Origin of the sequence: Roseateles terrae (assembly GCF_014192155.1) — a bacterium.
Taxonomy (GTDB): domain Bacteria; phylum Pseudomonadota; class Gammaproteobacteria; order Burkholderiales; family Burkholderiaceae_C; genus Roseateles; species Roseateles terrae.
Genome location: NZ_JACHXO010000005.1, coordinates 216,190 through 228,594, shown reverse-complemented (window position 1 = coordinate 228,594; position 12,405 = coordinate 216,190). Strand labels below are relative to the sequence as shown.

The window sequence follows — 12,405 nt, the reverse complement described above, 5'->3', positions numbered from 1 at the left end:
TCAGCGCGAATCAGGCCGGGGGCTTCAGAACCCCATCTCCGCGAGGAGGGCGTCCACGTCGTCTTGTTGCAGGGCCTTGTCGGGGGTTTGCACCCCGGCGAGTTGCTCCTCCACCGTGGGCCCGGCCGCCTCGTACTGCGCCAGCAGGTCCTGCAGCGGCGCCTCCGCCGGCCGCAACATGCCGAGCACCTTGTTGATCACCTGACCGGACAGATCCTGGAAGTCCTGCGCCATCATGATCTCGGTCTGCAGGCCCTTCACCCGTTCCGCAAACCCCGCCGCACTGGCGGCATACGCGGCGCACAGCCGCATCATGGCTCGCGCGCGTTCCACACTCAGCTCCGGCGACACCGCCAGCCGCTGCAGCGACTCGGACAGCTCACTCCCCTGTCGCCGCACCGCTTCGGCATCGTCCTGCGCGGCATCCACCAGCGTCAGCACCTTGCTGGCGGCCTGGTCGGTCATGCGCTTGACGTAATCCAGACGCTCACAGGCATCCGGCAGTTCCTGCGACAGCTTGTGCAGCGCATGGTGCGCGCCTGCCACTGAAGAAGGGGATTCGGAGTCGGACATGTTGGCGCACCAAAAATGGTTTTCTTGAGCGCCAAAATCTTAATTCTGCAACGACTGTAACCAACGGCAAGCACCCGTCTGCCCCGTGCATTTTTGGGGATCGACCCCGCATTTAAGTGATTGCCAAGGCCGGTCGCCTAGTAGGCTTGGATGGTTCGTTCGACACCTGCCCGTAGTGGCAGTGCTTGCCCCGCCGTCCGGCCCGCACCGCCGTCCGATCGATAGATGAACATGGCCACGACCCGCGCATCCACCCGCCCCTCGCCGTATTCCCGCTCGTCTGCCCGCCCCGCGCCCCAGGCCGGAACGGTGGAAGCGGTGAGCTTTGCGTCGGGCCAGCGCTTGTCGCCCACGACGGTCAAGCCGCCGTCGGCGATGCGGGACATCATGGACATCGTTGGCGGCGTGACGCTGGTGATGGGTTTGCTGATCGGCATGGCGACGCTGGCGCTGTTCACCCGGGACAGCATGGCGGTGGGCAAGGCCCTGTCGGATCAGTCCAGTGCCCAGAGCAGCATGATCTGCAAGGATGGGCGGATGGCCCATGGCGACGGATCGCTGCCCGACATCGTCTTCGAGGACGGCGTCTTCGTCTGCACCGACTGGCGCACCCAGCAGGCGCTGGAACTCGAAGCGGCGCAGAAGTACAACAAGCGTTATTGAGGTCGCCCGGCGCGGACCGCTCAGGAGCGTCTCAAAACGGGGTTCAGGACCACAGATCCAGCGGCGGCTCGTGCGTCAGCGCCCGCAGCAGATCGCTTCGGGACACAAAGGCCAGCGCATGGCCGGTCTCGTCCACCACCGGCAGGCCCGGCAGTCCCAGGTCCATCATCAGCTGCGCCGCCTCGCGCACCGGGGTCTCTTCCTGCGCGGCCGGCACCGGGGTCCACATAACCTCATCGACCGGCTGATCCAGCCGCAAGGTCACTTCGCCCATCTGGCTGAGATCGTCGGACAAGCCGCGCAGCAGGTCGGCGCGGGTGATCAACCCCATCACCTCGCCTAGCGGGCCCAGCACCGGCGCCTGCCCCACGCCCGCGCGGGCCAACACTCCCCAGGCACGCCGCAGCGAAACGCCCGACCGCACACTCACCAGCCGCCGGCTCATGAGTTGCCGCACCAGGGACAAGGGTTGCCGCACCGTCGCGGGTGCGCCGTAGGCGGCGAGTGCCTCATGCGCGGCATAGGTCTGCTCCGGTCGGTTGGGTCCGGTCGGTACGCTTCCGCCGCTGCTGCCGCCCTGCCCTTGCCCCAGGCGCACGGCCACTGACGACGGTTCGCCCGGCTCCTGCTGCGCGATGGGCGCCACCGCCCGGGTTCGGGCCACCGCCTGCACCGGCGCCAGATCACGCACCTGCTCCAGAGAGCCGGTGTAAATCTTTCCGGAAGTGCCGTAGACGGTGAACATGCGGCGAGCATGACATAGCCCGCCAGCCCGGCCAATGCGGAATCACGGCACCGGCATGGCGGTTTCGTACTTCACTTCCCGCAGCACCACATTGCTGCGCACGCTGTGCACCCCGGCCACCTTGAAGATCTTGGTCTGCAGGAACTGGTCGTAGGCCTTCATGTCGGGAGCGACGACCTTGATGACGTAGTCCGCCTCACCGGTGATGGCCTGGCATTCCACAATCTCCGGGCTGGCCGCCACCATCGCCTCGAACGCTTCCACCGCCCCTTCGCTGTGCCGCACCAGGCTCACATTGGCCAGCACGCAGATGGACAGCCCCAGTTGCTCCCGGTCCACCAGCACCACCTGGCGGCGGATGACTCCCCGTTCTTCCAGCTCTCGCACCCGTCGCCAGACGGGCGTGGCGGACAAGCCGACGCGGTCCGCCAGTTGCTGGGTGCTGAGGCTGGCGTCCTGCTGCAGCGCCTCCAGGATCAGGCGTGTGGCCCGGTCCAAGGCGACGTCAGAAGATTCCTTTGCCATTTCACGCTAATTTGAGTTTTTTCCACTCAAGATCGTAGGGCTCGGGAGAGAAGCAGGCAAGTTTGACACTCACCGCTCATCAAGAATGCCTTTTTCCCCATCAGCGGGCCCACCGCCCGGAGACAGGCCATGTCCAGCTCACAAGACGTCAGCAAGACGCACCCGCTTTCCTCCTCCGCGGGCGCGCAAGCCGCCACCGCCGTTGCCGCCGAGTCGCAGCCGCCCGCCGAGACCGGTGCCCTGGCGCTGCGGCCCTACAAACTCTCCGACAACCTGGCTGCCACCAGCGGACAGGTCTTCCTCACCGGCACCCAGGCCCTGGTGCGCCTGCTGCTGATGCAAAAGCGCATGGACGAGCGCCAGGGCCTGAAGACCGCCGGATTCGTCTCCGGCTATCGCGGCAGCCCGCTGGGCATGGTGGACCAGCAGCTGTGGAAGGCCAAGAAGTTCCTGGACGAGGCGCAGGTGAACTTCCTGCCCGCCATCAACGAAGACCTCGCGGCCACCGCCTGCCTGGGCGTGCAGCGCGTGGCGCTGGACCCGAAGCGCACCGTCGATGGCGTCTTTGCCATGTGGTACGGCAAGGGCCCCGGCGTGGACCGGTCCGGCGACGCGCTCAAGCATGGCAACGTCTACGGCACCTCGCCGCAGGGCGGCGTGCTGGTGGTCTGCGGCGACGACCATGGCTGTGTTTCCTCCAGCACCCCGCACCAGAGTGATCTCGCCCTGCAGGCCTGGTCGATGCCGCTGGTGCATCCGGCCAATGTGGCCGAGTACCTCGAGTTCGGGCTGTACGGCTGGGCGCTGTCGCGCTTCTCCGGCGCGTGGGTCGGCTTCAAGGCGATTTCGGAAGTCGTCGAATCCGGCATGACGGTCGATCTGGACGCCGTCCCGCTGGACTTCGAACAGCCCGTCCCCCACACCCCGCCGACCTCCCTGCACATCCGCCCGGTGGACCTGCCGTCCCTGGAGCTTGAATCCCGCCTCGCCCACAAGATCGATGCGGTGCTGGCCTTCGCCCGAGTCAATTCCATCGACAAGCACGTGGTGGTGAGCCCGCGCGCGACGCTGGGCATCGTCACTGTCGGCAAGGCGCATTACGACTTCATGGAAGTCCTGCGCCGGCTGGACCTGGATCCCAATGCCCTGGCTGCCGCCGGCGTCCGGGTCTACAAGGTGGGCCTGGTCTTCCCGCTGGAGCCGACCCGCCTGCGTGAATTTGCGCAGGGCCTGACCGACATGCTGGTCATCGAAGAAAAGGCGCCGGTGGTCGAGCGGCAGATCAAGGAACTGCTGTTCCACCTGCCGGACAGCCAACGGCCCCGCGTCGTCGGCAAGACCGATGAACATGGGCAACCGGTGCTCAGCGCGCTCGGGGAACTGCGCCCCTCCCGCATCATGCCGACGGTCGCCGACTGGCTGGCCCGGCTGAATCCGGCCCTGGACCGTCGCCATCTGGTGGTGGACTTCCTCACCCCCTGCCTGCTCTCCAACGGCGCCGATGGTGTGCGCCGCCAGCCCTACTTCTGCTCGGGCTGTCCGCACAACACCTCCACCAAGCTGCCCGAAGGCTCCCGCGCGCTCGCAGGCATCGGCTGCCATTTCATGGCCAGCTGGATGGAGCGCGGCACCTCGGGCCTGATCCAGATGGGCGCCGAAGGCGTGGACTGGGCGGCGCATTCGCGCTTCACCACCGAGCGACATGTGTTCCAGAACCTCGGCGACGGCACCTACTACCACTCGGGCTATCTGGCCATCCGCCAGGCCATCGCGGCGCGGGCCAACATCACCTACAAAATCCTCTACAACGACGCGGTCGCGATGACCGGTGGTCAGCCGGTGGACGGCCAGACCAGCGTGCCGCAGATTGCGCGGCAGGTCGAGGCCGAGGGCGTGAAGCGGCTGGTGGTCGTTTCCGACGACATCGGCAAGTACCAGGGCCATGAGGGCCTGTTCCCGGCCGGCACCACCTTCCACGACCGCGCCCAGCTCGATCAGGTGCAGCGCGAGCTGCGCGAGATCGAAGGGGTGACCGTCCTCATCTACGACCAGACCTGCGCGGCCGAGAAACGCCGTCGCCGCAAGAAGGGGGAGTTCCCCGACCCGCCGCGCCGCATCTTTATCAATGAAGCCGTGTGCGAAGGCTGCGGCGACTGCGGCCAGGCCAGCAACTGCCTGTCGGTGGTGCCGGTGGAAACCGACTGGGGGCGCAAGCGCGCGATCGAACAGACCAGCTGCAACAAGGACTTCAGTTGCGTCAACGGGTTCTGCCCCAGCTTTGTGTCGGTGCACGGCGCGAAGCTCAAGAAGCGCGCCGGGGCGGGCTTCGGCGCAGAGGACCTCGCTCGCGAGATCGCTGCGTTGCCCGTGCCCAAGCCCTGGCCCTGGACCGGTCCGTTCGACATGCTGGTTACCGGCGTTGGCGGCACCGGTGTGGTGACCGTGGGTGCGCTGGTCACGATGGCCGCGCATCTGGAAGGCAAGCAGGGCTCGGTGCTGGACTTCATGGGCTTTGCCCAGAAAGGCGGCGCGGTGCTGTCGTTCGTGCGGGTCGCGCCGACGCAGGACCTGCTGAACCAGGTCCGCATCGACACCCAGCAGGCCGACGTGCTGCTGGCCTGCGACATGGTGGTGGGTGCCAGTGCGGACGCCCTGGCCACCGTCAAGGCGGGCCGCACCGTCATCCTGGCCAACACCCACGAACTGCCGACGGCCGCCTTCGTCCGTCAACCGGATGCGTCGCTGCAGCCGGAAGCGCTGCTGGCCAAGATGCAGCATGCGGTGGGCGGTCAGCCGGACCTGATCAACAGCATCGATGCGCAGGACATCGCCCAGCGGCTGATGGGTGACACCATGCCCAGCAACATCATCATGCTGGGCGCCTGCTGGCAGCGCGGCCTGGTGCCGCTGAGCCTGGCCTCGTTGATGCGCGCGATCGAGCTCAACGGTGTGGCGGTGGAGAACAACAAGACTGCCTTTGCATTGGGTCGCCTGGCCATCGGCGCGCCGCAGGCACTGGAGCGTCTGGCCGGATCCACCGCGACGCCGGTGCAGTTCTTCAACTTCGACCAGCTCGATGGCGACAGCGGACTGATCGCCCGCCGCAAGACCTTCCTGACCGAATACCAGGACGAGGCCTATGCACGTCGCTACGAGGCGCTGGTGCAGCGGGTGCGCGCCGCAGAAACCGCGCTGGGCGAGGCCGGCAAGGGACTGCGCCTGACCCGCGCCGTGGCCCGCTATTACGCCAAGCTGCTGGCCATCAAGGACGAATACGAAGTGGCGCGGCTCTACACCGACGGCCGCTTCGAGCAGGCCCTGCGCAACCAGTTCGAGGACTGGGACCAGCTGAGCTTCCATCTGGCCCCGCCGCTGCTGGCACGTCCTGGCCCCGACGGCCGCGTCAAGAAGGTCACCTTCGGCGGCTGGACCTTCAAGGCGATGAAGGTGCTGGCCCGCTTCAAGGGTCTGCGGGGCTCCGCCCTGGACGTCTTCGGCAAGACCGAAGAGCGCCGGATGGAGCGTCAGCTGCTGCGCGACTACGAAGCGCTGGTGGACGAGCTGCTGGCGCATCTGAGCGCCGAGCGGCTGGACACGGCGGTGCGTCTGGCGCGTCTGCCGGAAGGCATCCGCGGTTACGGCCATGTGAAGCTGGCGAATGTGGTGACGGTGCGCGCGCAATGGAAGGATCTGCTGGATCGCTTCCACGGCCGCGTGGCGGAGGTGCCGGTGGCCGTGGTGGCCAAGCCGGTGGCCCGGGTGAAGGGTGTAGCGGAGCTCTGACGTGCCGATTCATCTGGCTGCCATCGGGCCCACCGGTGGCAGTCTTCACGCAACAGCCGGTTGCGAGGTGAATTAACGCAAAGGCCGTGGACAGCCGCCGCTCGGTCACGGCATGCTCTGGCCATGATGTCGAAGCTGACACTTTCCCGTCGCGGCGCGATGCGCTGGCTCAGTGGACTGACGGGCGCGGCCTCCACCGCCGGGCTCCACAGCGGCCTCGGACTGGGTGCCGGCCTGAGCGGCAGCCTGTTCATGGCGGGCTGCGCCACGGGCCCTGCGGCAGCGCCGCTGGATGCGCAGCAACGCCAGCGCGCCGCCGACCGCATCGGCTGGGGCGCCACACAATCACAACTGGCGCTCATTGAAGCGCTCGGCTGGCCGCGCTATGTCGAGCAGCAGCTCCAGGCCCATCCCGCCACCAAGCTGCCCCCGCCCTACCAGGCCAGCATCGACGCCTTGCAGATCAGCCGCACCGATCCGCTGCTGCGGGTGCGCGATGCAGAAGCCCTGCGCCGCAATGCCGACAAGGCCGCCGACGAAGCGCAGCGGGTGGCCTTGCGGCAGCAGTACCAGACCAGCCGCCAACTATCCGTGCGTGAAGCGGGAGACCGGCAACTGACCCGGCAGCTGTACTCCGAGCATCAATTGCTGGAGCAGATGGCCTGGTTCTGGTTCAACCATTTCAATGTGCATCAGGCCAAGCGGGAAGTGGCACTGCTGCTGCCGGACTATGAAGACCGCGCGCTGCGTCCGCAGACGCTGGGGTCGTTCCGTCGCATGCTGGGCGCGGTCGCCCGCCATCCGGCGATGCTGCGTTACCTGGACAACGACCAGAACGCCGTGCGTGCCATCAACGAGAACTACGCCCGCGAGCTGCTGGAGCTGCACACGCTGGGGGTGAACGGCGGCTACTCCCAGCGCGACGTGCAGGAACTGGCGCGGGTGCTGACCGGTTTTGGCGTGCGCGTCGAAGACGAGCCGCCGCGCTTGAATCCCAGGCTTGCTGCGCTCTACCAACGGGACGGCTTCTTCGAGTTCCACCCCGGACGCCACGACTTCGGCGACAAGCAGGTCCTCGGCCACACCATCCGCGGACGCGGCGCGGCGGAGCTGGACGAAGTGCTGGACCTGCTGGTGGCGCATCCCTCCACCGCCCAGCACATCAGCCGCAAGCTGGCGGTGTTTTTCCTGAGCGATCAACCGCCGCCCGCGCTGGTGGACGACATGGCCCGCGCCTTCCAGCGCACCCGCGGCGACATCCCCGCCACGCTGCGTCCGCTGCTCCTGTCGCCGGCCTTTGTTGCGCCCGGCACGCCGCCGAAGTTCAAGGACCCGCAGCACTACTTGCTCTCCAGCCTGCGCGCCGGGTTTGAGTCCCGGCCGATGGTCAACAGCCAGCCGCTGCAGAACTGGCTGCGGCGACTCGGCCAGGGCCTCTACGACAAACAGACGCCGGACGGTTATCCGCTGACGGATGAAGCCTGGAACAGCGCCGGCCAGATGACGACCCGCTTTGAACTGGCGCGCCAGATCGGCGGCGGTGCGGCGCCGATCTTCCGGGCCGACGGCACCAACACGCCGGTGCCGATGCCAGACCTGACCCCGCTCAAGTCCCGGGTGCTGGCGACCGTCGGCCCCAACACCCGCGATGCACTGGCCCAGGCCGGCTCCCAGCAGCAATGGCTGAGCCTGTACCTGTCCAGCCCGGATTTCATGTACCGATGAGCCGCAGGAGTTTTTCATGAGCCTCATCCATCGACGACACCTGCTGCAGGCCGCGGCGGCCGGCGCCCTGGGCCTCTCGGGCGCGCGCCTGTTTGCAGCCGGCCAGGACCGCCCGCGCTTCCTGCTGGTCTTCCTGCGCGGCGGTTATGACGCCACCCATCTGCTGGTGCCCGTCTCCAGCAGCTTCTACTACGAGCAGCGGCCCCGCATCGCCATCGCCAGGCCGGGTCCGGGCACGGACACGGCCCTGCCGGTGAATGCCGACTGGGGCCTGCATCCGGCGCTGCGCAGCAGCATCCATCCGCTGATGCTGGCAGGCCAGGCCCGTTTCATCCCGTTTGCCGGTACCGACGACCTCACCCGCAGCCATTTCGAAACGCAGGACAGCATCGAGATGGGCCAGCCGCTGACCGGCTCGCGGGACTACAACTCCGGTTTTCTCAATCGCCTCGCCGCAGAGCTGGATGCCCAGCAGGCGCTGTCCTTCACCGACCAGTTGCCGATCGCCTTCCGCGGCCCGGCCCGCATCGCCAATGCGGCGCTGCGCAACACCGCCAAGCCGGCGGTCGATCCTCGCAGCCGCGATCTGATCAGCCGCATGTACCAGGGCCAGCCGCTGGCCGGCAATGTCGAAGAAGGACTGACCCTGCGTGAGGAACTGGCGCGGGACCTGTCGCCCGAGCGGCTCAAGCAGGAGATGGATGCCGCCGGCCGCAATGCCATCCCCGCCAAGGGCTTCGAGCTGGAAGCGCGGCGCATTGCCACGCTGATGCGCGGCCGCTTCAGCCTCGGTTTCATCGACATTGGCGGCTGGGACACGCATGTGAACCAGGGCGGCGCGACCGGGGCGCTGGCGTCGCGCTTCGAGGAACTGGGCCGCGGCCTCGCAGCCATTGCCGACGAATTGGGACCCAGCCTGTGGCGGCAGACCACGGTGATGGTGATCAGCGAATTCGGCCGCACCTTTCGCGAGAACGGCAATCGCGGCACGGACCACGGCCACGGCAGCGTCTACTGGCTGCTGGGCGGCGGGCTGGCCCAGGGTGGCCCGGTCGCTGGCGAGCAAGTGCCGCTGACGGCCACCACGCTGTTCCAGAACCGGGACTATCCGGTGCTCAACGACTACCGCGCGGTGCTCGGCGGGCTGTGGCAGCGCCAGTTCGGCTTGTCCAATGCCGCCCTGGCGCGGGTGTTCCCGTCGGCAGCGCCTCGTGACCTCGCACTGATCTGACTGAACGGCCCGCGCACTTCGCGACCCAAACGCTTGTCGATGAGAGCCATTCTCATCTAGGATCGGGTGCAGCGGTCGGGTGACCGGCTCATGCGGACGCGATTGCGCCAAGGCTGTCCTGGCGCGTCGTCCCGCGTGTGCCCGCCCCGTCCCTGCTGCGGAATTTTCAGGCGCGCCACCTGCCCAACAACGGTGCAGCCCTCTCCCGCGTGTTCCCTGCCAGCGTCCCGCCAGCTGTCCTGCCCGTTTTTGCCGCCGGAGTGTCCGGGGTTGCAGTCGCCAGGAGTCGCCATGCCGTCGATGCCCGTTCCCGCCTCGTCCCTCTTCCGTTCGGGAGGGTTTCCCACCAGCCCACGGGCAGATGACCCGCAGGGCAACACGGCCGACCATCCGGGCGTGGAGTGCCTGCGCTGGCTGGGTCTGAAGATCGCCTGCGGCCTGACGCCCGACGACCCGGTGCTGCTGCGCCAGCATCAGCTGGCCACTGAACAGTTGATCGGCTGCGGGGTGCTTGCGCCCGTCCCGGCGCAGGAGCAGGCCTTGCGACTGCTGTACGCCACCGCCCACAATCCGCTGCTACCCTGGCACTGGCGTCTGGCCTGCCTCGACCAGCTCCAGCGGCCCCTGGCCGCGCTGGTGGCGCTGGCCCGTGCCGATGACGCGCTGGCGACGCGCGTACAGCGCTTCCAGTGGTGCCTCAGTCAAAGTCCCTTGAAGGAATCCTGATGAAGTCAGCCACCCGCATTGAACGTGACAGCATGGGCGAGATCGATGTGCCGATCGACGCCCTCTACGGCGCCCAGACGCAGCGAGCGGTCAACAATTTTGCGATCAGCCGGCAGCCGATGCCCGAACGTTTTGTGCGGGCGCTGCTGCAGCAGAAAGCCGCGGCCGCCCGTGCCAATCTGGGCCTGGGACAGTTGCCGGAAGACATTGCCCAGGCGATTGACCGGGCCAGCGCGCAGTTGCTGCAGGCGCCGGACCTGATGGGCCATTTCCCGGTGGAAGTGTTCCAGACCGGCTCCGGCACCAGCAGCAACATGAATGCCAATGAGGTGCTGGCGACCCTGGCCACCCGGCTGCTGGGCAACGGCACGACCGTGAGCCCCAATGACCACGTCAATGCGGGCCAGAGCAGCAACGACAGCATTCCGACGGTGCTGCACATCAGCGCCGCGCAGACGCTGCAGGGCGAGCTGCTGCCGGCGCTGGACCATCTGGTCCAGGTGCTCAAGGACAAGATCGCCAGCGACGGCCACCATGTGAAGACCGGCCGCACCCATCTGATGGACGCGATGCCGCTGCGCCTGGGTCAGGAGCTGGGCGGCTGGATGGCGCAGGTCGATGCCCGCCGCACCCAGTTGCGGGCGCTGCTGCCGTCCGTCTGTGAACTCGCCCAGGGCGGCACCGCGGTGGGCACCGGCATCAATGCCCATCCCGAATTCGCGCAGCGCTTCTGTGATGAGTTGTCCGGCCTCACCGGCCTCACCTTCCGCCCTGCGCCGGATTTCTTCGCCGCGCTGTCGGCGCAGGACACAGCCGTGGCGCTGTCAGGCGCGCTCAAGGGCGTCGCGGTCACGTTGATGAAGATCGCCAACGACCTGCGCTGGATGAACTCGGGACCGCTGGCCGGCCTTGCGGAAATCGAACTGCATGCGCTGCAGCCCGGCTCCAGCATCATGCCGGGCAAGGTCAATCCGGTGATTCCGGAAGCGGTGACGATGGTGTGTGCGCAAGTGATCGGCCATGACACGGCCATCACCATCGCCGGCCAGTCGGGCAACTTCCAGCTCAATGTGATGCTGCCGCTGATTGCCCACAACCTGCTGGACAGCCTGGCCTTGCTGGCCACCGCGTCCCGCGCGCTGGCGGACCAGGCGATCCAGGACTTCCGCGTCAACACCGGCAGCCTGCAGGAGGCGCTGGCGCGCAATCCGATTCTGGTAACAGCCCTGAACCGCGAGATCGGCTACCTCAAGGCCGCGGCCATCGCCAAGCGCGCCTATGCCGAGAACCGGCCGATTCTGGATGTGGCGGCGGAGATGACCGAGATCGACCGCAGCACGCTCCAGCAGATGCTGGATCCCTCGAAGCTGACGGATGGCGGACTCTGACCTCATCGTCGCGGCGCATCACGGTCCCGATCTGGAGAGAGGTCCGGACCGTGACGAACAGCGCCGTGATGGCGGTGATGGCCGTGAGAGCGGCCCGGGCGGTTCGAGCGGTTCGAGTGGCTCAGGCCGGCGAGTGCGTCGCATCCTGGGCTGGTTCATCCTGCTGGCCGGCGCCGGGCTGTTGATGCGGGAGGGCTGGGCTCTGCTGACTCCCGGCAGCGCTCCCTCGGTGATTGGCATGGCACTGCAGGCCGGCCTGCTGGCGGCGGCCGCCACCGCGCTGGGCACCTTGCCGGCACTCGGCACCCGCAGTCTCAGTGACCGCGCGCAGGATGGGCTGATGGGCTTCGGCGCCGGCGTGATGCTGGCAGCGTGTGCGTTTTCATTGATCCTGCCGGGATTGGCGGCGGCGCGGGAAGTGATGGGGACCGGCGCCGCCGGCTCGGGTGCGGCCGGTCACGGCGATGGGGCCACCGCGGCCGCGCTGATCGTGGCCGCTGCGGTGCTGATCGGCGCCTGGGCGCTGATGGCGCTGGACCGCTGGCTGCCGCATGAGCACTTCATCAAGGGCCGTGAAGGCGTGGATGGGCGCCGGCTGCGTCGCACCACGCTGTTTGTGATGGCGGTCACCCTGCACAACCTGCCGGAAGGTCTGGCGATGGGCGTGGCCTTTGCGGCCAATGACCCGGTCGCGGCCGCGGGCCTCAGTCTGGCCATCGCCATACAGGATCTGCCCGAAGGGTTCGTGATTGCGGTGGCCTTGATGGCGGTGGGTTATCCGCGTGGCAAGGCGCTGGCCATCGGCGCGGCCTCGGGACTCATCGAGCCGGTGGGTGCGGTGCTCGGCGCCTGGGTGGTGTCGGAGTGGCCGCTGCTGCTGCCCTGGGCCCTGGGGTTCGCGGCGGGCGCGATGCTGTTCGTGATCAGCCACGAGATCATTCCGGAATCGCATCGCAAAGGCCACGAGCGCTGGGCCACCCAGGGGTTGATGCTGGGCTTTGCGCTGATGATGGTGCTGGACACGGCACTGGGCTGAATTCTCAATT

General features: G+C 67.6%; 10 protein-coding genes. 7 read left to right on the top strand and 3 right to left on the bottom strand.

The annotated features are described in order from the left end of the window. Positions 1-24: 24 nt before the first annotated feature. Positions 25-573: a protein phosphatase CheZ gene (locus FHS28_RS15130; protein ID WP_088451920.1), complete on the bottom strand. Its 549-nt coding sequence runs from the start codon at positions 571-573 to the stop codon at positions 25-27. A gap of 231 nt (positions 574-804) precedes the next feature. Between FHS28_RS15130 and FHS28_RS15125 the strand changes: the two genes are divergently transcribed. Continuing rightward, positions 805-1,236: a hypothetical protein gene (locus FHS28_RS15125; RefSeq protein WP_184294961.1), complete on the top strand. Its 432-nt coding sequence runs from the start codon at positions 805-807 to the stop codon at positions 1,234-1,236. 43 nt (positions 1,237-1,279) lie between these two features. Here the strand turns inward: FHS28_RS15125 and FHS28_RS15120 are convergent, their stop codons facing one another. Continuing rightward, the gene (locus FHS28_RS15120; RefSeq protein ID WP_088451914.1) at positions 1,280-1,981 is read right to left on the bottom strand and encodes a CBS domain-containing protein; all 702 of its coding nucleotides are present in this window, start codon (positions 1,979-1,981) and stop codon (positions 1,280-1,282) included. Positions 1,982-2,023: 42 nt separating this feature from the next. After that, complete coding sequence (locus FHS28_RS15115; RefSeq protein ID WP_088451912.1) at positions 2,024-2,506, bottom strand: Lrp/AsnC family transcriptional regulator; 483 nt, start codon at positions 2,504-2,506, stop codon at positions 2,024-2,026. Between the two features lie 129 nt (positions 2,507-2,635). Here FHS28_RS15115 and FHS28_RS15110 point away from each other — a divergent pair, with 129 nt between their 5' ends. The 6 genes from FHS28_RS15110 (at position 2,636) to FHS28_RS15085 (ending at position 12,395) form a co-directional block, all read left to right on the top strand. Continuing rightward, on the top strand, positions 2,636-6,289 hold the full coding sequence (locus FHS28_RS15110) for an indolepyruvate ferredoxin oxidoreductase family protein (protein ID WP_088451910.1): 3,654 nt from the start codon (positions 2,636-2,638) through the stop codon (positions 6,287-6,289). Between the two features lie 123 nt (positions 6,290-6,412). Continuing rightward, entirely contained in the window at positions 6,413-8,014 is a 1,602-nt protein-coding gene (locus tag FHS28_RS15105) for a DUF1800 domain-containing protein (protein WP_246410149.1), read from the top strand. A gap of 16 nt (positions 8,015-8,030) precedes the next feature. Then, positions 8,031-9,245, top strand: a complete 1,215-nt coding sequence (locus tag FHS28_RS15100; RefSeq protein ID WP_088451904.1) for a DUF1501 domain-containing protein — start codon at positions 8,031-8,033, stop codon at positions 9,243-9,245. A 291-nt stretch (positions 9,246-9,536) separates the two neighbouring features. After that, the gene (locus tag FHS28_RS15095; protein WP_088451902.1) at positions 9,537-9,971 is read left to right on the top strand and encodes a hypothetical protein; all 435 of its coding nucleotides are present in this window, start codon (positions 9,537-9,539) and stop codon (positions 9,969-9,971) included. After that, the gene (locus tag FHS28_RS15090) at positions 9,971-11,359 is read left to right on the top strand and encodes a class II fumarate hydratase (protein ID WP_088451900.1); all 1,389 of its coding nucleotides are present in this window, start codon (positions 9,971-9,973) and stop codon (positions 11,357-11,359) included. Before FHS28_RS15095 ends, FHS28_RS15090 begins: the two co-directional genes overlap by 1 nt. Beyond that, positions 11,346-12,395, top strand: a complete 1,050-nt coding sequence (locus FHS28_RS15085) for a ZIP family metal transporter (protein WP_221193992.1) — start codon at positions 11,346-11,348, stop codon at positions 12,393-12,395. The genes FHS28_RS15090 and FHS28_RS15085 overlap by 14 nt, the downstream gene beginning before the upstream one ends. The last annotated feature ends 10 nt before the right edge of the window (positions 12,396-12,405 follow it).

Coding starts and splice junctions, on each gene's coding strand:
- FHS28_RS15130 (WP_088451920.1), bottom strand. CDS start 573: ATGTCCGACTCCGAATCCCCTTCTTCAGTGGCAGGCGCGCACCATGCG.
- FHS28_RS15125 (WP_184294961.1), top strand. CDS start 805: ATGGCCACGACCCGCGCATCCACCCGCCCCTCGCCGTATTCCCGCTCG.
- FHS28_RS15120 (WP_088451914.1), bottom strand. CDS start 1,981: ATGTTCACCGTCTACGGCACTTCCGGAAAGATTTACACCGGCTCTCTG.
- FHS28_RS15115 (WP_088451912.1), bottom strand. CDS start 2,506: ATGGCAAAGGAATCTTCTGACGTCGCCTTGGACCGGGCCACACGCCTG.
- FHS28_RS15110 (WP_088451910.1), top strand. CDS start 2,636: ATGTCCAGCTCACAAGACGTCAGCAAGACGCACCCGCTTTCCTCCTCC.
- FHS28_RS15105 (WP_246410149.1), top strand. CDS start 6,413: ATGATGTCGAAGCTGACACTTTCCCGTCGCGGCGCGATGCGCTGGCTC.
- FHS28_RS15100 (WP_088451904.1), top strand. CDS start 8,031: ATGAGCCTCATCCATCGACGACACCTGCTGCAGGCCGCGGCGGCCGGC.
- FHS28_RS15095 (WP_088451902.1), top strand. CDS start 9,537: ATGCCGTCGATGCCCGTTCCCGCCTCGTCCCTCTTCCGTTCGGGAGGG.
- FHS28_RS15090 (WP_088451900.1), top strand. CDS start 9,971: ATGAAGTCAGCCACCCGCATTGAACGTGACAGCATGGGCGAGATCGAT.
- FHS28_RS15085 (WP_221193992.1), top strand. CDS start 11,346: ATGGCGGACTCTGACCTCATCGTCGCGGCGCATCACGGTCCCGATCTG.